Origin of the sequence: Pseudalkalibacillus hwajinpoensis (assembly GCF_015234585.1) — a bacterium.
GTDB lineage: Bacteria > Bacillota > Bacilli > Bacillales > Guptibacillaceae > Guptibacillus > Guptibacillus hwajinpoensis_B.
Genome location: NZ_JADFCM010000008.1, coordinates 995,376 through 1,016,138 on the forward strand (window position 1 = coordinate 995,376; position 20,763 = coordinate 1,016,138).

The 20,763-nt window shown below is 39.4% G+C and carries 23 protein-coding genes; 17 read left to right on the forward strand and 6 right to left on the reverse strand.

Translation table 11 applies throughout. The features are described 5' to 3' along the window. The first annotated feature begins 25 nt into the window (after positions 1–25). Positions 26–802, forward strand: coding sequence for a Cof-type HAD-IIB family hydrolase (locus IQ283_RS16855; protein ID WP_194221267.1), 777 nt, complete (start codon positions 26–28; stop codon positions 800–802). A gap of 51 nt (positions 803–853) precedes the next feature. On the opposite strand, the gene def is transcribed toward IQ283_RS16855, so the two are convergent. After that, a complete protein-coding gene (def, locus tag IQ283_RS16860) occupies positions 854–1,396 on the reverse strand; it encodes a peptide deformylase (protein WP_194221268.1) in 543 nt (180 codons plus the stop codon). 420 nt (positions 1,397–1,816) lie between these two features. Here def and IQ283_RS16865 point away from each other — a divergent pair, with 420 nt between their 5' ends. From IQ283_RS16865 to IQ283_RS16890, 6 genes are all read left to right on the forward strand, one after another. Continuing rightward, positions 1,817–2,488, forward strand: coding sequence for a YkyA family protein (locus tag IQ283_RS16865; protein ID WP_194221269.1), 672 nt, complete (start codon positions 1,817–1,819; stop codon positions 2,486–2,488). Between the two features lie 547 nt (positions 2,489–3,035). Beyond that, positions 3,036–4,118 (forward strand): pyruvate dehydrogenase (acetyl-transferring) E1 component subunit alpha, encoded by a 1,083-nt coding sequence (pdhA, locus tag IQ283_RS16870; protein WP_194221270.1) that lies wholly within the window; start codon positions 3,036–3,038, stop codon positions 4,116–4,118. Positions 4,119–4,121: 3 nt separating this feature from the next. Beyond that, positions 4,122–5,099, forward strand: a complete 978-nt coding sequence (locus IQ283_RS16875; RefSeq protein ID WP_159782242.1) for an alpha-ketoacid dehydrogenase subunit beta — start codon at positions 4,122–4,124, stop codon at positions 5,097–5,099. Positions 5,100–5,198: 99 nt separating this feature from the next. Beyond that, the gene (locus IQ283_RS16880; RefSeq protein ID WP_194221271.1) at positions 5,199–6,512 is read left to right on the forward strand and encodes a dihydrolipoamide acetyltransferase family protein; all 1,314 of its coding nucleotides are present in this window, start codon (positions 5,199–5,201) and stop codon (positions 6,510–6,512) included. Positions 6,513–6,516: 4 nt separating this feature from the next. Continuing rightward, the gene (lpdA, locus tag IQ283_RS16885; RefSeq protein WP_194221272.1) at positions 6,517–7,926 is read left to right on the forward strand and encodes a dihydrolipoyl dehydrogenase; all 1,410 of its coding nucleotides are present in this window, start codon (positions 6,517–6,519) and stop codon (positions 7,924–7,926) included. A gap of 283 nt (positions 7,927–8,209) precedes the next feature. Further along, positions 8,210–8,443 carry a hypothetical protein gene (locus IQ283_RS16890; protein ID WP_194221273.1) on the forward strand — a complete coding sequence of 78 codons (234 nt, stop codon included), beginning with the start codon at positions 8,210–8,212 and terminating at the stop codon, positions 8,441–8,443. Positions 8,444–8,582: 139 nt separating this feature from the next. Here the strand turns inward: IQ283_RS16890 and IQ283_RS16895 are convergent, their stop codons facing one another. Next, positions 8,583–10,097 carry a glycine betaine uptake BCCT transporter gene (locus tag IQ283_RS16895; protein ID WP_194221274.1) on the reverse strand — a complete coding sequence of 505 codons (1,515 nt, stop codon included), beginning with the start codon at positions 10,095–10,097 and terminating at the stop codon, positions 8,583–8,585. 355 nt (positions 10,098–10,452) lie between these two features. On the opposite strand from IQ283_RS16895, the gene IQ283_RS16900 reads away from it, so the two are divergent. After that, entirely contained in the window at positions 10,453–11,328 is an 876-nt protein-coding gene (locus IQ283_RS16900) for a polysaccharide deacetylase family protein (RefSeq protein WP_194221275.1), read from the forward strand. A 16-nt stretch (positions 11,329–11,344) separates the two neighbouring features. Here the strand turns inward: IQ283_RS16900 and IQ283_RS16905 are convergent, their stop codons facing one another. Continuing rightward, a complete protein-coding gene (locus IQ283_RS16905) occupies positions 11,345–11,725 on the reverse strand; it encodes a DUF1885 family protein (protein WP_194221276.1) in 381 nt (126 codons plus the stop codon). Between the two features lie 199 nt (positions 11,726–11,924). On the opposite strand from IQ283_RS16905, the gene IQ283_RS16910 reads away from it, so the two are divergent. Continuing rightward, on the forward strand, positions 11,925–12,038 hold the full coding sequence (locus tag IQ283_RS16910) for a GapA-binding peptide SR1P (protein ID WP_098443236.1): 114 nt from the start codon (positions 11,925–11,927) through the stop codon (positions 12,036–12,038). Positions 12,039–12,077: 39 nt separating this feature from the next. Here the strand turns inward: IQ283_RS16910 and IQ283_RS16915 are convergent, their stop codons facing one another. Further along, complete coding sequence (locus tag IQ283_RS16915; protein WP_194221277.1) at positions 12,078–13,553, reverse strand: aminotransferase class I/II-fold pyridoxal phosphate-dependent enzyme; 1,476 nt, start codon at positions 13,551–13,553, stop codon at positions 12,078–12,080. A gap of 402 nt (positions 13,554–13,955) precedes the next feature. Between IQ283_RS16915 and IQ283_RS16920 the strand changes: the two genes are divergently transcribed. After that, on the forward strand, positions 13,956–14,909 hold the full coding sequence (locus IQ283_RS16920; RefSeq protein ID WP_194222281.1) for an NAD(P)H-dependent flavin oxidoreductase: 954 nt from the start codon (positions 13,956–13,958) through the stop codon (positions 14,907–14,909). Between the two features lie 20 nt (positions 14,910–14,929). Further along, entirely contained in the window at positions 14,930–15,202 is a 273-nt protein-coding gene (locus IQ283_RS16925; protein ID WP_194221278.1) for a UPF0223 family protein, read from the forward strand. Between the two features lie 23 nt (positions 15,203–15,225). Here IQ283_RS16925 and IQ283_RS16930 read toward each other — a convergent pair whose 3' ends face one another. Beyond that, positions 15,226–15,855, reverse strand: coding sequence for a YktB family protein (locus tag IQ283_RS16930; protein WP_194221279.1), 630 nt, complete (start codon positions 15,853–15,855; stop codon positions 15,226–15,228). 262 nt (positions 15,856–16,117) lie between these two features. On the opposite strand from IQ283_RS16930, the gene IQ283_RS16935 reads away from it, so the two are divergent. The 3 genes from IQ283_RS16935 (at position 16,118) to IQ283_RS16945 (ending at position 17,695) form a co-directional block, all read left to right on the forward strand. Then, a complete protein-coding gene (locus IQ283_RS16935; RefSeq protein ID WP_194221280.1) occupies positions 16,118–16,306 on the forward strand; it encodes a hypothetical protein in 189 nt (62 codons plus the stop codon). Positions 16,307–16,397: 91 nt separating this feature from the next. Further along, a complete protein-coding gene (locus tag IQ283_RS16940) occupies positions 16,398–17,240 on the forward strand; it encodes an inositol monophosphatase family protein (protein WP_194221281.1) in 843 nt (280 codons plus the stop codon). A gap of 2 nt (positions 17,241–17,242) precedes the next feature. Beyond that, positions 17,243–17,695: a hypothetical protein gene (locus tag IQ283_RS16945; protein WP_206759487.1), complete on the forward strand. Its 453-nt coding sequence runs from the start codon at positions 17,243–17,245 to the stop codon at positions 17,693–17,695. A gap of 54 nt (positions 17,696–17,749) precedes the next feature. Here the strand turns inward: IQ283_RS16945 and IQ283_RS16950 are convergent, their stop codons facing one another. Further along, positions 17,750–17,923: a DUF5325 family protein gene (locus tag IQ283_RS16950; protein WP_194221283.1), complete on the reverse strand. Its 174-nt coding sequence runs from the start codon at positions 17,921–17,923 to the stop codon at positions 17,750–17,752. A 151-nt stretch (positions 17,924–18,074) separates the two neighbouring features. Here IQ283_RS16950 and typA point away from each other — a divergent pair, with 151 nt between their 5' ends. From typA to IQ283_RS16965, 3 genes are all read left to right on the forward strand, one after another. Continuing rightward, positions 18,075–19,907 (forward strand): translational GTPase TypA, encoded by a 1,833-nt coding sequence (typA, locus tag IQ283_RS16955; RefSeq protein WP_194221284.1) that lies wholly within the window; start codon positions 18,075–18,077, stop codon positions 19,905–19,907. Between the two features lie 238 nt (positions 19,908–20,145). Further along, positions 20,146–20,466 carry a YlaH-like family protein gene (locus IQ283_RS16960; protein ID WP_194221285.1) on the forward strand — a complete coding sequence of 107 codons (321 nt, stop codon included), beginning with the start codon at positions 20,146–20,148 and terminating at the stop codon, positions 20,464–20,466. Between the two features lie 22 nt (positions 20,467–20,488). After that, on the forward strand, positions 20,489–20,761 hold the full coding sequence (locus tag IQ283_RS16965) for a hypothetical protein (protein WP_242057376.1): 273 nt from the start codon (positions 20,489–20,491) through the stop codon (positions 20,759–20,761). Positions 20,762–20,763 lie beyond the last annotated feature (2 nt).

A 20,763-nucleotide genomic window follows, 5' to 3' on the forward strand; every position in this document is an offset into this window, starting at 1 on the left:
AAATTAGTGAAAATAGGTGAAAATAATGCACAATGAGAAAATTGTATTTTTTGATATCGATGGGACACTTCTTGATCATAATAAACAAATCCCATCTTCAACACGAGAGTCATTAAAAGCTTTAACGGAAAAAGGTGTCCATGTAGCGATTGCTACCGGAAGAGCTCCTTTTATGTTTGCAGATCTAAGAGAGGACCTTGGGATAGATACGTTTATTAGTTTTAATGGTCAGTATGTGAAACATCAAGAAAAGGTTGTTTTAACGAACCCTCTTAGTCGTGACGAAATCACTGTACTTGAAGAAGAAGCAAGGAGAAATGGTCATCCAATGGTCTTTCTCGATCATGAAGCAATGATGAGTAATCACGATGAGCACCCACATATTATGAAGAGTATGGATGATCTTAAGATGCACTATCCTGGATATGATCCTTCTTATTATCATTCAAGAGATATTTATCAGGCGCTATTGTTCTGCGAAAGTAAAGAAGAGAATGAATATCGCGATGCATATGGTAACCTTGATTTTATCCGCTGGCATGATTATTCAATGGATGTAATTCCTCCTGGTGGTTCAAAGGCAAGAGGAATTGAAGCTATGATCGACCATCTCGGTTTTAAACGTGAAAATACGTATGCTTTTGGAGATGCGTTGAACGATATAGAAATGTTGAAATTTGCAGGGACGGGTATAGCGATGGGAAATGGATATGATGAAGTGAAGGCAGTGGCTGATATAGTGACTGATCCAGTTGACCAAAACGGTATTCAAAAAGGTCTTAAAAAAGTTGGACTACTATAATAGAAAGGGATCGCAATAATTATTGCGATCCCTTTTTTAATGCTTATTAAATTAGTTTCCTAATGGAGAAAGTTCACTTGCCTCTTCATTATTAATACGATCATAAAACATAACCCCATCAAGGTGGTCAATTTCATGTTGGACAACAATGGCAGGTAGTCCTTTTAATCTAAGCTTAAGAGGATTTCCTTCAGCGTCCACACCTTTTACGGTAATGCGTGCATAACGCGGTACTGCACCAGGTACTTCACGATCCACAGATAAGCACCCTTCGCCACCATCTAAGTAGGTTTTTTCAACTGAATGGCTTATGATTTTAGGATTCATAATTCCATAGCTGTATAAAGTGCCTCTGTGATCAGACACATGGACAGCAATCATCCGTTTACTAATGCCAATTTGTGGTGCCGCAATACCAATACCTGAGCGCAGTTCATATTCAAGTGCAGTTTCAGGATCCTGACTATTCTTAAGAAACTCAAGCATTTCTCTTAAAGTTTGTTTATCGTCTTCTGAGGCAGGAAGATCAACCTCTTTCGCTTCTTTCTCAAGAACTGGATCTCCTTCTCTGCGAATATCTTTCATGGTTAACATATCATCATTCACTCCTATTCAAAAACGGTCATTCTAATATTAATTATATTCAACTTTATGGAGGGAATAAAGAAATTGCTCTGATTCAAGCAAACTTTTTGGAAAAGTGGTTTTCCTTATTTCAGCACCATTAAAATCTTACAATAGTGATAGTTTAGCACAACCCAACATAACTGAAAATCCTTTAAAATAGCATGTCATACTAACCTTATATAATAAAGAAGATGAGCTAACAAGGAAAGCATAGATGAGCAAGGCTCTAAAATAAAAGTCTAGAACGATAAGTGTATTAATGGGCGGGGGATCTGATTATTTTGGGGTGTTGTAAAAATGGAGTATTCTATTGAGAACTGTCTTGTGGTATAGTAATCAGTGATGTGAAATCAATTGGTATGAATTGGATATGTGGGGGGACTTTTTTTGCTACGTAAATATCGTTTGGGAATTATTTCTCTTTTTTTCTGTTTTCTTTTAATTGGTTTAACGGGTTGTCAATTCGGTGGTAGTACAGAAGAAAAAATGTATGATCATTTAGAAGAAGCGGTCGCACTTGAAGACCAGTTTAGGGAACAACAAGAACCGTTAGCTAAAGCAGAAAAAAAGGAACAAGAAATTTATGATGACATTGTTGCACTAAGTATGGATGAGTTCGATGAAGTCGAAAAGCTTTCAAAGCAAGCAGAAGAAAATACGGATAAAAGACTTGAGTACTTAAAAAAGGAAAAAGAAAGTATAGATGAAGCTTACAAAGAATTTGAAGAAATTAAAGATCTAACAGAAGACCTTGAAGGTGACGCTGCTAAAAAGGACGCTAAGACCCTCATTGAGACAATGGATAAGCGATATGAAGCTTATGAAAAGCTCAATAAAGAATATGAAGAAGCAGTGAAACAAGATAAGAAGCTCTACAGTTCACTTCAAGATAAAGAACTTACATTAGAACAGCTTCAGGAACAAATTAAGGTTGTAAATGATCAGTACAGTAAAGTGTCTGAGCATAAGGAAGAGTTCAATAAATATACAACTGAGTTTAATGAAGCGAAAAAAACATTTTATCAATCAGCTGAATTAGACGTAAACTACTCAGAATAACCAAAGAACCGCTCAACTTGAGCGGTTCTTTTTAGATCGTCTCCCTTTCCTTAGTTTTTAGCTCGATTTGGATAAATTAAGTTGAAAGATCGTCCAACAACAAGGAAAAAGGTAAATTGTTAACAAAATGGACGACTTTAAATATGGTATTTCTAATTATTTACACTAGTACAGTGTGGGATTATGTAATGTAACAGTTTGGTTTTCATCTTTTAGCACGCAATAATTAAATCAATTAATTGACTTGAAACTTACTGTATTGTAAACTTAAAAACGAACTTACTCATGAAGAGAAGCACTTCCTTAATCTTACTGATACAGACTATTATTCGCAGTAATACATAGCGCTAGGGATTATTTCTTCAGAATTAAGGGTATGACATTGAGTGTTGTCTTAAGTAATGCAATTTAATGAATGCTATTTGTCATTTAATAACGTTGAAATGGACATGCTAGTTATGTCTGTAAACTGAACGACCCACTCACAATTGCACTATTGCAATTCAATAATCTATCTCTTTATGAATGAAAGGATGAGGTGAAAGGTATGGGAACAAAAACCATTGAAAACATCGAAGGCCAATTCGAAATGTTCCAGATTCTAAATGAAAATGGCGAAATCGTGAACAAAGAAGCAATGCCTGAACTATCAGATGAGCAGCTTCAAGAACTAATGCGCCGCATGGTGTACACACGTATTCTTGATCAGCGTTCAATTTCTTTGAACCGTCAAGGACGTCTTGGCTTCTACGCACCAACTGCAGGACAGGAAGCTTCACAACTAGGAAGTCAGTTTGCACTTGATAAAGAGGACTGGATTCTTCCAGGTTACCGTGATGTTCCACAGATCATCTGGCACGGTCTTCCATTATATAAAGCATTCTTATTCTCTCGTGGTCACTTTGTAGGGAACCAGGCTGATGGCCTGAACGTGTTGAGCCCACAAATCATCATCGGTGCTCAAATTACACAAACTGCTGGTGTTGCACTTGGACTTAAGAAAAAAGGCAAGAAAAACGTAGCGATCACTTACACTGGTGACGGTGGTGCTTCACAAGGTGATTTCTATGAAGGGATGAACTTTGCAGGTGCATATGCTGCTCCAGCTATCTTTGTTGTGCAAAACAACCGCTTTGCAATCTCTGTTCCAGTTGAAAAGCAATCTGCAGCGAAAACAATCGCTCAAAAAGCAGTTGCAGCTGGTATCCAGGGTGTTCAAGTAGACGGTATGGACGTTCTTGCTGTTTATAAAGCAGTTACTGACGCTCGTGAGCGCGCAATTAATGGCGAAGGTCCAACTCTAATCGAGACAATGACTTACCGCTATGGTCCACATACAATGGCTGGTGACGATCCAACTCGTTACCGTTCTGAAGATCTAGATAGCGAGTGGGAAAAGAAAGATCCAATCGTTCGTTTCCGCAAGTATCTTGAGAGCAAAAACCTTTGGTCTGAAGAGAAAGAAAACGAAGTAGTCGATAAAGCGAAGGAAGAAATCAAAGCTGCTATTAAAAAAGCAGATGGCACTCCTAAGCAAAAAGTAACGGATCTTATTTCTAACATGTACGAAGAGCTTCCACAGAACCTTCGTGAACAATACGAACAATATAGTGCAAAGGAGTCGAAGTAAGCTATGGCGCAAATGACAATGATTCAAGCAATCACTGATGCGATGCGTACGGAGTTGAAAAATGACGAGAACGTACTCGTATTCGGTGAGGACGTAGGTCAAAACGGCGGCGTTTTCCGTGCGACAGAAGGACTTCAAAAGGAATTTGGCGAAGATCGCGTATTCGATACACCGCTTGCTGAATCAGGTATCGGTGGTATGTCTATCGGACTTGCACTTACTGGATTCCGTCCAGTCCCAGAAGTTCAGTTCTTTGGATTTGTATACGAAGTAATGGATGCTATTTCCGGTCAAATGGCTCGTCTTCGTTATCGGTCAGGTGGCTCTTTCCACGCGCCGATTACTGTTCGCTCACCATTTGGTGGCGGTGTTAAAACACCAGAACTTCACGCGGATAGCCTTGAAGGTCTAATGGCGCAACAGCCAGGACTAAAAGTTGTTATCCCTTCAAACCCTTATGATGCAAAAGGACTTCTTATTTCTGCGATTCGTGATAACGATCCAGTTATTTTCCTTGAGCACATGAAGCTTTATCGTTCTTTCCGTCAGGAAGTTCCTGAAGAAGAATACACAATTGAAATTGGTAAAGCTGAAGTAAAACGTGAAGGTACTGACATCACAATCGTAACTTACGGTGCGATGGTTCAGGCTTCTCTTAAAGCTGCTGAAGAGCTTGAAAAGAACGACATTAGTGCAGAAGTAATCGACCTTCGTACGGTTAGCCCGCTCGATATCGATACAATTATTGCCTCTGTTGAAAAAACAAACCGTGCAATTGTTGTTCAAGAAGCTCAAAAGCAAGCAGGAATTGCAGCTAACGTTGTAGCAGAAATCAACGACCGCGCAATCCTAAGCCTTGAAGCACCAGTGCTTCGCGTAGCTGCACCTGATACTGTATTCGCATTCTCAGCTGCTGAAGATGTATGGCTTCCTGATCACACTGACATCATCGAAAAAGCTACACAAGTTGTTAATTTCTAATTAACATTTTATAAAAAAACATGAAGTGAAGCCGCATTATGCGCTTCGCTTCAGATCTTATACGAGCAAAATTTTTCTACAATTAGGAGGCGAAGTCCCGTGGCATTTCAATTTAAGATGCCGGATATCGGTGAAGGTATCCATGAAGGCGAAATCGTAAAATGGTTTGTTAAATCCGGAGATGAAGTAAAAGAAGACGATATTCTTGCAGAAGTACAAAACGACAAAGCTGTTGTTGAAATCCCTTCTCCAGTAGACGGAACAGTTAAAGAAGTTCACGCTGAAGAAGGTGCAACTGTTATTGTTGGAGATGTAGTCATCACTTTCGACGCAGAAGGTTATGAAGATGCAGAAGAAGAACCAGCAGCTGAACAGCCACAAGCTGAAGAAGAAGCTCCTAAAGCAGAAGCTAAATCAGAAGCGAAAGAAGACAGCGCTGGATCAAAACCACTTCCTGAAGACGACGAAGAAACAGATCCTACTAAACGAGTTATCGCTATGCCAGCAGTACGTAAGTATGCTCGTGAAAACGGCGTAAGCATTTCTAAAGTATCTGGTTCTGGTAAGAATGGTCGCGTTGTGAAAGAAGATATCGACAGTCACTTGAATGGTGGTGGCGAAGCAGCTTCTGAAGCTCCAGCAGCGACAGAAGAAAAAGCTGAAGCGAAGCAAGAAGCTTCTACTACATCAGCACAGCCACAAGCATCAGCACAACCAGAAACTCGTGAGAAGATGAAAGGTATGCGTAAAGCAATTGCAAAAGCAATGGTTAACTCCAAGCATACTGCTCCACACGTTACTCACATGGATGAAATTGTTGTAACAGATCTTGTTGCTCACCGTAAGAAGTTCAAACAATATGCTGCAGACAAAGATGTGAAGCTAACTTACCTTCCATACGTTGTAAAAGCACTTGTTTCTGCACTTCGCGAATTCCCAATGTTGAATGCATCTATTGATGATTCTACTGACGAAATCGTACACAAGCATTACTACAACATCGGTATCGCTGCTAACACTGACGCTGGACTAGTTGTTCCAGTTGTGAAAGAAGCAGACCGTAAGCCACTTCTTAATGTTTCATCTGAAATTAATGAGTTGGCTAAAAAAGCTCGCGATGGTAAACTATCAGGGGACGATATGAAAGGTAGCACATGTACTATTTCTAACCTGGGTTCTGCTGGTGGTCAATGGTTTACACCAATCATCAACAACCCGGATGCTGCTATTCTTGGTATTGGTCGTATTGAGGAGAAGCCAGTTGTTATCGACGGAGAAATCGTTGCTGCACCTGTTCTTGCTCTATCGATCAGCTACGACCACAGACTTATTGATGGCGTAACAGCACAACTTGCTCTTAACCACATCAAGCGTCTGTTGAACGATCCACAACTCTTAATGATGGAGGCGTAATAATATGGTAGTAGGAGATTTTCCAATCGAATTAGACACACTTGTAGTAGGAGCTGGACCAGGTGGATATGTTGCTGCAATCCGTGCAGCACAGCTTGGTCAGAAAGTTGCCATTGCTGACAAAGGAACTCTAGGCGGAGTTTGCTTAAACGTCGGCTGTATCCCTTCAAAAGCAATGATTAATGCATCTCATAAATATGAGTCTGCAAAGCATTCCGATGATATCGGAATCACTGCTGAGAACGTGAGCGTTGACATGAAGAAAGTTCAGGAGTGGAAGTCTTCTGTTGTTGACAAGCTTACTGGCGGCGTAGCAGGACTTATGAAATCTAATAAAGTTGAAGTTGTTAGCGGTGAAGTTTATTTCGTCGATAAGAACACAGTTCGTATCATGGACGAAAAGAACTCTCAAACGTATACATTCAACAACTGCATCATCGCAACAGGATCTCGCCCAATCGAACTTCCAAGCTTCAAATGGAGCAAGCGCGTTATTTCTTCAACTGGTGCACTTGCACTTGACGAAGTTCCTAAGAAAATGGTTGTTATCGGCGGAGGATACATCGGAATCGAACTTGGTACTGTGTACGCAAACTTCGGTACTGAAGTAACAATCCTTGAGGGTACGAAGCAAATTCTACCTGGATTCGAAAAACAAATGAGCTCTCTTGTTTCTCGTCGTCTTAAGAAGAAAGGTAATGTAGAAATCATTACTCAAGCTCTTGCACAAGGCGTTGAAGAAACAGAAGACGGCGTAACAGTAACAGCAGAAATCAAAGGTGAAACGCAGACGTTTGACGCTGATTATGTACTAGTTACAGTTGGTCGTAAGCCTAATACAAATGAAATCGGTCTTGAAGAACTTGGCGTTGAAATGACGGACAAAGGTCTTGTGAAGATTGACAAGCAGTGTCGTACAAACTTCGATAACATCTATGCTATTGGTGATATCGTAGAAGGTCCTGCACTTGCTCATAAAGCTTCTTACGAAGGTAAAGTAGCTGCAGAAGCGATCAGTGGTGAAAACTCTGTGATTGACTATCTTGCAATCCCAGCGGTTGTTTTCTCTGACCCAGAACTCGCTTCAGTTGGTTACACTGAACAAGAAGCGAAAGATCAAGGATTCGATGTGAAAGCATCTAAATTCCCATTCGGCGCTAATGGCCGTGCATTGTCTCTTAACGACAGTGAAGGATTTATGAAGCTTATCACTCGTAAAGAAGATGGCCTAGTGATCGGCGCTCAAATTGCTGGTCCTAACGCTTCTGATATGATTGCTGAGCTTGGTCTTGCAATCGAAGCTGGTATGACAGCTGAAGACATTGCGCTTACAATTCATGCTCACCCAACACTTGGAGAAATTACTATGGAAGCTGCTGAAGTAGCTCTAGGTACTCCAATTCACATTGGTTAATAATTAATTGAAAAACTCCAGAGACAATAGTCTCTGGAGTTTTTATATGGAGAATGAGCAGACCGCTCATGATAATTTTATAATTCATTCAAGTCGATTCAATTGCTCTTATTAGTTAATAGAGGTTGGAAATGCACCACATTCATAAATATAACCGAATGGATTAGGTATGTTCAGTTTTCTTTCTTTATTGGAAACTAAATATAGAAATGAAGCGATTAGGAGATGTACTTGCACATACATTTACGAATAGGACACTTGTATCACGCGGAGGTGCCGTTCCATGTATGGAAAAGTTATTTGCATTCAGCTTTTGATCTGGTTTGGTTTTTTTCAACTTATTTATTATTCTCCTCGAGATCATATTGGATTTAAGATTTTATTATTTTTAGTTTTTCTTTATCTTATTTGTACGATTTCTGTTCAAATGGTTAGAAGAGGAAGAGAGCTTATCTATTTGATTTCTTTTTCTTCTACTCTGGCATTCATCATTATCTATCTATACCATTTAATTTGATGGACGTATCAATTTAAAGATTAGGCTTTCTACGTTTGGTTATAGATTATAAACTAATTTCGATAACGTTCATTAATATAATAGATAGAACATAAATGAAAAAAGCGTCCTACCAAGAGGGTAGGACGCTTTTAGTGTTTTATGAATTTGGATCATCTTTCTTAGGTGGTCTAGGAGGTATTTTCTCTTGTTTAAAGGCTTTAATGAGAGAAATGATCATTCCTATTATAATAATAGCAAACGGGAATGCAGCTATGATAGAAGCAGTTTGAAGGGCTCCTAATCCTCCAGACCAAAGCAGAACTGCAGCAGCAGATGACTGAATCACACCCCAAGTTAATTTCACTTTGGTGGAAGGATTCATGCTTCCGTTCGTCGTTTGCATTCCAAGGACGAATGTTGCTGAGTCAGCTGAAGTAATAAAGAATGTGCTGATTAGTAAAATGGCAATAATCGACATGGTTGTTCCAAGTGGATATTGCTCAAGTACAGCGAATAGCGCAACTTCCATACCCTGGTTATTGATAATGTCGTAAATACCTGTTCCTGCCATATCAAGTGAAATAGCTGACCCTCCAAATACGGAGAACCATAATGCACCAAAGATTGTCGGAACTAAAAGGACACCAAGAACAAATTCTCTGATCGTTCGACCTTTTGATACTCGAGCAATAAATGTTCCAACGAATGGCGCCCAGGCAATCCACCATGCCCAATAGAAGATTGTCCAGCTCTGGATCCAAGATGACCCTTCAAAAGGTCTCATACGGAGACTCATACTTGGTAGGTTTTGAATGTAAGATCCAAGTGTAGATGTGAAGAGGTCCATAATAAAGTTTGTAGGTCCTGCGAATAACAAAAAGAACATGAGCAAGATCGCTAGGACAATGTTTGTATTACTTAAATACTTAATCCCTCTTGAAATCCCCGTTGAAGCAGAGATCATATAGAGGACAGTTACAATAAGAATAATGATTAACTGTGTTGTAAATGAATTTTCAATGCCTGTTAAATAGGAAATTCCTCCGCCTATTTGAGAAGCACCAAAGCCTAGGGACGTCGCGACACCAAATACAGTCGCAATGACAGCAATAACGTCGATTAGTTTACCAATTGGTCCATTTACACGTTCTCCAAGAATCGGATAGAAAATCGCGCTGATTAAGCCTGGTGCACCTTTTCTAAATTTAAAGAAGGCAAGTGCGAGAGCAACGACTGTGTAAATTCCCCACGGGTGAAGTCCCCAATGGAAGAAGCTGTATTGAAAGGCTAGTCGCGCTGCTTCATCTGACTGACCAGCTGCCCCAGCTGGAGGATCATAGTAGTGGAACATCGGCTCTGCTACACCCCAGAATACAAGTCCAATCCCCATTCCGGCTGAGAAAAGCATAGCAAACCATGTAATTAGGTTATATTCAGGTACATCGGTTTCTTTACCAAGTCGAAGTCTTCCATACTTCGAAAAGATAAGATAAATCGCAAAAATAAGAAAGCCTGACGCTGCTAATAAATAAAACCATCCAAACTTCACTTGAAGAAAGCTTTGAAGTGAGCTTGTAGTCGAATCTAATGACTCAGGAGAAATCGTTCCCCAAGAAATAAAGATTAGAGACAGAAGTACAGAGATAACAAAGACTGCTGTAAGCTTATTCAAATTTCATCATCACCTTTCTAAATTAATTCCAAATAATAGCACTGTCATCTGAAAGCACTTTTATACACAGAAAATAAAATGTATGTGTACTCAATGTTACCTGTCGTTACCAAAACTATGCAGGCAAGCGCCCTATTCCCTTTTATTAACAGGCTTCAGGACAAGTCAAGCAAAAGACACGTTGTCTAGTATATTTGTTGTTTTAAACGTTGTAAAGGAAAAAACCATGTCAGAAAGGAAGTCGGAATAGTTGAAAAATAGATGGGTAGATAGTTGGTTATTTGTGACAATTTCCTCTTTATACTGTTCATTAATTCGTTTATGATGAAATGAGACTAGATAAGGGGAGAGAGAAATGACTAACACATTGAAATGGATGACATTAGCGCTTTTGCTTTTTGTAGCAGCGTGTTCAACAAATGCTGGTTCACAAGAAAACTCAGAAGCATCAACGAATGAAGCAAACAATAGTGAAGCTTCAAATGAACAAGAAACAAACGAAGAAACAAATAAGGAAGAAACAGATTCAGACGCGACAAGTAATGCTGAATCAGAGGATCAGAAAGAAGAAGAAGCTACTGCAGAAGAAGTAGAGCCTGAATATCGACTTAACGAAGCTTTTTGGGGCTTTGAACCGATAAATGATGCTCCTGCTGAAGCGGTTCTACTTACAATTGACGATGCTCCAGATACGAATGCCGTAGAAATGGCAAAAACATTAAAAGAACTAGATGCTCCTGCCATTTTCTTTATTAATGGTCATTTTATTGATACAGATGAAGAAAAAGCAAGGTTAAAAGAAATTTATGATATGGGCTTTGAAATAGGAAACCATACAATGACGCACGCTGATCTCAAAACATTATCAGAAGAAGAGCAAAAAGAAGAGATATTGAAGGTAAATGAAATGATCGAAGAAGTAATTGGAGAAAAGCCGAAGTTCTTTAGAGCACCATTTGGATCTAATACTGACTTTTCGAAGTCATTAGCCGAAGAAGAAGGCATGCTCGTGATGAATTGGACATATGGGTATGACTGGGTAAAGGAATATCAAAGTGAAGCTGCAACCAAAGACATTATGGTAAATTCACCGCTACTTCAAAATGGGGCAAACTTACTTATGCATGACCGTGATTGGACAGCTGCTGCATTAGGAGATATTGTGAAAGGATTAAGAGATAAAGATTATAACTTAATTGATCCTGAAGAAATTGAACCTTTACAAAAATAAACAGCCATTTGGCTGTTTATTTTTTTGCGTAATACATTGTTCTACCATTGAAGAGAGTAAGATCGGCCTGTAATTTATTTGCAAGAAATTTACATAATTCATTCGCTTTCGCTTTATCACCGTGAGTGGATTGATCTGGTAGAACAATCTGAAGTTTGCTGTCTACTAAACCGATGATAATCATCCGATAATCACTATGTTTTCCTTTTAAATAAAACCAAATGTCTCCATCCACTTGTTCAATCAAAGTATAGGGGAAAGCAGACTCACTATAGGACCAAGAAAGTTGCTCTCCAGTTTTGGATGTTATGTCCATGTAGTAGGAAAGTAAGCTTTTAATATGATCAAGTGATAGTTCATCTTCCGTTTTTGGTTTTAAGTAAGCACTTTGAGGCATGATCATTCCTCCCATCGTCATATATTAAAGTGTACAGTGTAAATTGTATTCTGACAATTGGTCGTTCATCCACACATATTAGACACAAAAAGAATATAATGTGATATACAATATAGTGTTGACAAATCAATTGTGACACACTATTATGAAGTTAAGCGAAACGGAAGCGTTTTCAAAACTAACTTAAGGGGTGTTGAGAATGGGTATTATCATTTGCCAAACTTGCGAAAAAACAATTGATCACGTACATGAAGAGAAGGTAAGTACACTTTATAGCAGATGCCCGGAATGCAATAAAAAAGATAAAAAATAACTTATATAGCAAAGAAAGAGGCGGCCAATTGGCCGCCTCTTATTTAATGGCTTTATATTCTTTAATGACCCGAATGTGAACTAATTCGTCGTCTTCAGGCCCCTGAACCGGTAATCCAGCTTCAATGTTTTCTTCGATATATGTTAAGTTTTCTTCTGTAATGATTTCACCTGGGATGAAGATTGGAATTCCAGGTGGATAAACCATCACAAATTCTGCAATGACCCGACCAGCCGATTCTTTAAATGGGATCACCTCTGTTTCAGAATAAAAAGCATCTCGAGGTGAAACAGCTAGAATCGGGATATCTGGAGCGTGAACATCAAACTTTTTAGTGATTGAACCTTCTGTCTCTTTGAAGGCTTCTACCATGTCTTTTAGAGCATGGACAAGAGCGCTGGTTGTTTCCTCGGTATCGCCAGGAGTTACAATACATAATAAGTTATACAAATCAGAAAGCTCTACTTCAAGGTTCGCTTCTTTTCGAAGCCAAACTTCAGCTTCATAGCCAGTAATTCCAAGGTCATGAACAGAAATGATTAATTTCGTTGGATCATAATCGTAAGTAGCGTTCGTTCCAAGGATTTCTTGCCCGACACAATATAGAGGAGAAATATCATTTATTTGCTTTCGAGCTTCTTCTGCAAGTTGTATGGAGCGTTCAATTAAATCATAACCATCCATGACCAATCTTTTTCTTGCAACGTCAAGAGAAGCAAGAAGGATATACGAAGTGGAGGTAGTTGTTAGCATGCTAATAATGGTTTGGACGCGTTTTGCAGAAACAAGCCCTTCTTTTACATTAAGGACGGAACTTTGTGTCATTGATCCCCCTAATTTATGCACACTTGTAGCTGCCATATCTGCACCGGCTTGCATGGCTGAAACGGGCAGTCGCTCGTGAAAGTGAATGTGAACACCGTGAGCTTCATCAACTAATACAGGTACGTCATACTCATGAGAAATCGTAACGATCTCTTCAAGATTAGCAGATATACCAAAATAGGTGGGGTTAATGACAAGGACACCTTTTGCGTCAGGGTGCTGTTCTAATGCTTTCTTAACGGCTATAGGAGTAATGCCGTGTGAGATGCCAAGCTTAGGGTCAATTTCCGGATGAATAAATACAGGTGTTGCGCCGGAGAAAATGATTGCAGACATGACAGACTTATGAACATTTCTCGGTACAATAATTTTATCACCTGGTGAACATACAGTCATAACCATTGTCATGATTGCACCGCTTGTTCCTTGAATAGAGAAAAAGGTTGCGTCAGCACCAAAAGCTTCAGCAGCTAGATCCTGTGCTTGCTTAATCATACCGTGTGGATGATGGAGGTCATCAAGTGGTTGAATGTTAATTAAATCAATTGACAGGGCGTTTTCGCCTATGAAAGAACGAAATTCAGGATCTATACCAGCCCCTTTTTTGTGGCCAGGTATATGAAATTGAATAGGGTTTTTGTTAGCGTGGTTTACTAAACCAGTGAACAATGGTGTTTCGTGTTGTTGCAAATCCAGCACCTCTTTATTTATACTTTGGTTAAATAAATAACGTTGTTGATCGTCTGCTCTTTTATATCGAATGAGCCGAAAATCTCGAAATCAGTAATATAGCTTATACGTTACTAGATAAAGCCCTCCACAGTAGTTTGTGGAAAGCGGGTTTGGTCTAAGTGAACTTTTTATATAGCTAGATATGACACTTAAAAGAAGAACATTAGTTATAGGACTTCTTTCTTCCTTAAACAAACTGAGTATAATCACATGAGTGATAATTTGCAAGTTTTATTTTAATCCCATGCTCCTCCTGAAAGTCACATAGATCAACTATATAAGAAAGCATCGTTCCTTGAATAGAAAAGAGGAGATCACTTCTAACTCTCGAAATTGGTTATCATAAGGAGAGGATTCATGATGAAGTGGAATACGCGAATTACTCGGTTGTTAGGTATCGAAAGACCAATCATTCAAGGGGGGCTCGCCTATCTTGCATATCACGAGTTAGCTTCTGCTGTTAGCAACGCAGGAGGATTAGGGCAGCTCACAGCTATGTCTATGGAGTCAGCAACACAGCTTAAAGAAGAAATCGACCTTACTAAAAGTCTCACCGATAAGCCATTTGGAGTGAACTTTGCGATTGGTCAACACGGAAGACCCTTTGAGCATATGCTTGAAGCAGCCATTCACAAAGGAGTGGAGATCATTTCGGTTACTGGTGGAAACCCTAAGCCGGTATTTGATATGGTAAAAGGAACGAATGTGAAAGTTCTTGTTTTGACTGCTAGTAAAAGACAAGCAGTAAAAGCAGAAGAGTTAGGAGCTACTGCCGTAATGGTTGTCGGGCAAGAAGGTGGAGGACATCTTGGAAAGGATGATATTGGTACGATGGTACTCGTTCCTCAAGTAGTTGATGCTGTGTCTATTCCGGTTATTGCTTCAGGGGGAATAGGTGATGGACGAGCGCTAATGGCTTCTCTCGCACTTGGCGCTGAGGGAATTGAAATGGGTACACGATTTATTGCTACAAAAGAATGTACCCATGCTCATGATGTTTACAAGCGTCGTTTGCTTCAAGGGTCTGAAACGGATACTATGATTATTAAGCGTAGTATTGGAGCACCTGCAAGAGTTATTAGGAATGTGTTTGCTCAAGAGATTTCACAAATTGAAGCAAATCAGGGAGGATATGACCTTCTTAAAGAATACATAAGCGGTGAAGCAAACAGGAAATTTATATATGATGGAAAAGAAGAGGAAGGCTTTGCTTGGGCAGGTCAGGTTATGGGAGCGATCAATGATGTTCCTTCAGTAGCGGAGTTATTTGATCGTATGGATAAACAAGCAAACGAAATTCGATTAAAATGGTAAAGTTAGAAAGGAGATTGAACATGGAAGTACAATACCCTATTTCAATTGATTGGAGTAAAGAAGAAGTCATCAAAGTTGTGAACTTTTTCCAATTAATTGAGCAAACATATGACAGAGGGGTGCATAAGGGCGAATTGATTAGTAGCTATCATGCATTTAAAGATGTCGTTCCCTCTAAATCAGAGGAAAAACAAATCTTTAGACAGTTTGATAAAGAGACAGGATTTTCAACTTATCATGTTGTAAAAGAAGCAAGAGAAACAGAACGCGATAAAGTAAAAATGAATAAATAAAAACCAGGGGATATTCCCCTGGTTTATTTTGTGGCTTGAAGTGAAAGTTGATAGATAGGCATTAAGGTCTCAAAAGTTTGTTTGACCTCTTTAATAAATTTCTCTCCATCATTCAATAACGGGTCGTCACTGGCAAAATGACGGCCAACTAGAAATTCGCCCTTTTTTACATGTCTAAAGCGGGTAAGTACTTTATCGAGATCACTATCCTTGATGGGGTGGCTTGCCTTTTTCTTAGTGTGGTCAGTAGAGATCCAATATGAAGTTGGAATATCTTTCTTTAGTTCATTTAAGTGATCTAAAAATAAGGAAGCCATTTGTGGCTTTCCTGGAAGCTCGTAAATGTATGCAAGCCATACAAAGACATGATCATCAAAAAGCCCGATTTGAAAGTGAGGATGCATTTTGTACCCGCGTTTGTTATGCGAAAACGCCATCCATGTATCAACGGGAGGATTCTTCGTTCGTCTTGCATGACGAGCAATGTGAAGGTGCATCTCATTTCCAGCAAGAATCTCAAGATCGCTTTTAACTTCCTCGCTAATGGCAGCGAATTTTGGTTGAATACGCTCTTGTATTGCTTCCATTCGAGCCTCAAGTCCATCAATTTCGAATGATTGAAAATCAGTTTGAGTAAATCCTTTAAAAGACATATTATCCTCCAATACGACAAAAAATTTATATTCTTATAGTAACATAGACCGAACATTTGCATATAAAATGACGATTGGTGTGTCATGATAGGTTTGAAATGTGCGAAAAAGAGGAAAAATAGAAACAAATAAAGAGGTTGCATAGTCGACAGGTAAAGCATAAGATAAATTAATCAAAGCAGAAATATCAGAATATTCCGTCTTATAGCCGGATCTGATGACTATGACTGCTTAATCGAATTTGAGAGGGGTGTAGGTTACCATGAAACAAGTGATTCAGTCATTGCAAAGAAACGAGGCAGAGAAGCGGATCCCGGTGCTGAGAATGGAAATTGACTATGAGCTGGCAACACTACACGATGCAATGACGGCTAGTGATCAGGATGAAATGAAAAGATGTAAAGTGAAGCTAGAGGAGCTTCGAAAAGAAATGGTCAGATTAGAAGCTTAATGAAGCGAACCTTGCAAAAAGGTTCGTTTTTTCTTCTTTTCCTGTCATAATAAGAGGTAGAAAGAAAATTAAGGCAAAAGGAGATCGAACCATGACACAGCACACAAACTGGGACAATGTATATGAAGATGCAATCAGATGGATACGAGAAGCGGGTCAAGAGATCATGGGTTCCTTCAGAACTTCCTTTAAGATTGATACTAAAAGCAATCCAAATGATCTCGTAACGGACATTGATAAACAAACGGAGAAGTTTTTTATTGAAAAAATTAAGGAAGCTTATCCAAGTCATCGAATCATGGGCGAAGAAGGTTTTGGTGATAATATAGAACAGTTGAACGGCGTTATTTGGTTTTTAGATCCTATTGATGGAACGATGAATTTCGTTCACCAACAAACTAATTTCGCTATATCGATCGGGATATACGAAGAGGGAGTAGGGAAACTGGCGTTTATTTATGATGTAACGAAGGACGAGCTGTATCATTGTAAAAAAGGTTCAGGAGTTTATTTAAACGATGAGAAAATCAAACCGTTGAAAACGACTAACCTTTCAGAGTCCCTTCTAGCTATAAACGCGACCTGGGTAACAGAAAATCATCGAATAGACCCTCGCACGTTCTCACCTCTTCTAAAAAAAATCCGTGGAACACGTTCTTATGGCAGTGCAGCTATTGAATTGGCGTACGTAGCCGCCGGTCGACTTGATGGGTATGTTTCCCTGCGACTTGCTCCGTGGGATTTTGCTGCTGGTAAAATGTTAATTGAGGAAGGCGGAGGGATATGTACAACAGTTGATAACAAAGAGATTGATTTACTTGATAAGAATACAATTTTTGCTGGTACCGAATTATTCCATACTGAGGTTCAAAAAGAATACATTCAGCCTGCGCTTGATCAAAATTATTACTTAAGAACTCCTTCTTCAAGATGAGGTTGTTAACAGCTCCTGTATCTCAAGAAAATATTGCTGAACTTCTTTTTGAGTGGACGCAAGAAGACGAAACATGGCTTCTTGCAGAATTTGGTCGAATCCCATTATTCGAAGATATGATTTCATACATACAAACATATGAAGGAATGGGCTGCGAGTTTAATGTATGGTTCTACGGCGATCTACCGGTAGCGATTACGGCCGTTCTTGACGATGCACCGTCTAATCAAAAATCATGGTTAGGGACAATTGTCGTTCATCCTATGAAGCGTAAGTCGGGTATTGGTTGTAGCGTTATTCGCACCTTATTAGGTGAAAAAAACGATGTTGTTTTTTCAGGTATTCCTTATGACCTGAACGAATGGAGTCTTTTTTTAGGTAAGTGTGGATTCGAGCAATACGGAATTGAAGAAGAGGGGAAAAAATATTTAATTTTGGTCCACCCAAATGGGTGAAAAGGTGAATAGATAAAAGAGCTGTTCTATTTGAACAGCTCTTTTCATGTGATCTTATAGTTCTGCTTTACGTTTAATACGAAAGCCCATTCCCATAAAGAAACCTACTCCGATAAATGAAAGAAGCCCGCCGATCCAGCTTTGTTCAGCTATAGATACGCCGATTGCACACATGCTTGCAACCGCTAGAATGGCCATTAAGAGTAAAAGGAAATTATGCTTGTTCATGTAGAAAGCCCCCTTTATAGTACTAGTGTACAATAACCATGTTGCTGGTGAAAGAAGAGAAATTTCGCGTAAAGCGATATCTGTGTTATAATGGTCTAGTTATTGAGTTTATCGTCAGAAATAAGGCGAGAATACGAGGAGAGAATAATTAATGGCAATAAGAGAAGATATTCGTAACATCGCAATCATTGCCCACGTTGACCACGGCAAAACGACGTTGGTAGACCAAATGCTACACCAGTCTGGAACGTTTCGTGATAACGAGCAAGTAAGCGAACGTGCGATGGATTCGAACGACCTTGAGAGAGAACGCGGGATCACGATCCTTGCTAAAAATACGGCAATTAACTATGAAGACAAACGAATCAACATCATGGATACACCTGGACATGCCGACTTCGGTGGTGAAGTTGAACGTATCATGAAAATGGTAGATGGCGTTCTTCTAGTTGTTGACGCTTATGAAGGCTGTATGCCACAGACACGTTTCGTGCTTAAGAAGGCTCTTGAGCAGAAGCTTACACCAATTGTAGTTCTTAACAAAATTGACCGTCCTGCAGCACGTCCTGAAGAAGTTGTGGATGAAGTCGTTGATTTATTTATTGATCTTGGCGCGGACGAAGATCAGCTAGACTTCCCAGTGGTTTATGCTTCAGCAATCAACGGTACAGCTAGTCTTGATCCTGAAGTACAGGATGACGATATGAAAGTTCTTATGAACACAATTATTGATAACATTCCTGCACCTCTAGATAACAGTGACGAGCCTCTTCAATTCCAAATTACACTTCTTGATTACAACGACTATCTTGGAAGAATTGGAATTGGTCGTGTGTTCAGAGGAACAATGAAGGTTGGCCAACAGGTAGCCCTGATGAAGGTCGATGGAACAGTGAAGCAATTTAGAGTGACTAAGCTCTTTGGTTTCATTGGATTGAAGCGTACTGAGATCGAAGAAGCGAAAGCTGGCGACCTTGTAGCGGTTTCTGGTATGGAAGAAATCAACGTAGGTGAAACAGTTTGTCCTTACGATCATCAGGAAGCACTTCCTATTCTTCGTATTGATGAGCCTACTCTTCAGATGACGTTCCTTGTAAACAATAGTCCTTTTGCTGGTAAAGAAGGTAAATACATTACAAGTCGTAAAATTGAAGAGCGTCTTAGAGCTCAGCTTGAAACTGACGTAAGTCTTCGCGTTGAAAATACAGATTCTCCAGATGCATGGGTTGTCTCAGGACGTGGTGAGCTTCACCTTTCAATCCTAATTGAGAACATGCGTCGTGAAGGATATGAGCTTCAAGTTTCAAAACCTGAAGTTATCGTTCGTGAAGTAGACGGCGTTGCAAGTGAGCCTGTTGAACGCGTTCAAATCGACGTACCTGAAGACTACACTGGTTCTGTAATGGAATCACTTGGTGAGCGTAAAGGTGAAATGGTTAACATGGTAAACAACGGTTCAGGCCAAGTTCGCCTTGAATTCATGGTTCCTGCTCGTGGTTTGATTGGTTACTCAACTGAGTTCCTAACACAAACACGCGGATATGGTATTATTAACCATACATTTGAAACGTATATGCCTCTTATTAGCGGTCGTGTAGGTGGACGTCGTGCTGGTGTTCTTGTTTCAATGGAAAAAGGAAAAGCATCAGAGTACGGTATTATGGGTGTTGAAGACCGCGGTACAATTTTCGTAGCTCCAGGTACTGAAGTTTACGAAGGAATGATCGTTGGGGAACACACTCGTGAGAATGACATCACGGTTAACATCGTTAAAGTGAAGCAGATGACGAATATGCGTTCTGCCAACAAAGACCAAACGGTTTCCATGAAGAAGCCTCGCGTTCTAACTCTTGAAGAAGCGCTTGAGTATTTGAACGATGATGAGTATTGCGAAGTAACACCGGATTCAATCCGTCTTCGTAAGAAAATCCTTGATAAGAACGAACGTGAAAAGAACGCTAAAAAGAAAAAAACAGCCCAATAAGGGTGTCTAATGCGATTCAAAAGGGGCATCCCTTTTGGATCGTTTTTTTATTGTTTAGCAATCTTCCCTCTTATGTATGGGGTTTTTAAAAGCTATGTTAGGTTTTACTGTTGATTCTCGATTTTGGGCTTATTTGAGTGAAACCTTTATTAACATAGCTTTTTTTAAAAAAAGAGAAGAAATCGTTTACTTTTATTTATGGTTTGTTTTATTATGCTTTTATACCGGGGGTGAATAAATGAATACGGAACCTACCATTGCATCGGAAGATTTATCATTTTTCGCTAAGTTGGTTGGCATTGAAGATAATATGACCCTGGGGTTTTATTTGCTATATGCGATCATCGTTATCCTTTGTATTGTTGTCTATCGTCTTGGCTTTGCCAAAAAACTTCCTCTGCTAAAAAACGTTATCGTATACGCTGTTCTTGTTATTGGATGTTTTCCGCTAACCTTTTTTGGAATCGGTTTGCCGGTTGCTGAAGGATTAGTAGCTTCTGCTGTCGTATTAATTATTTATAAGGTGCGACTCAATCAAGCGAAGAAAAAAGAAGCGTAATGTCATAAGGTGGAGGGACACTTTGAATCTTCAGGATACGATGTATAATTGGCTTAGTATTAAAGTTGTCGCTGATTATCGAAAGGATGATCAGGCAGCGCAAGATACGTGCAGTTTTTTTATGGACATCTTAACAGAAGATCATAATGTGGCGGACTTATCTGTGGAAGTGACTGAGGAATACTACGTCGTTTATTATGTGAAGGATGGGAAAAGCGATTCGAAGAAATTTCCATCTGAATTAATTGAAGCGCTGTTATCCTCGATTGAAAATGAACCAAAGTATAATCAATGAAT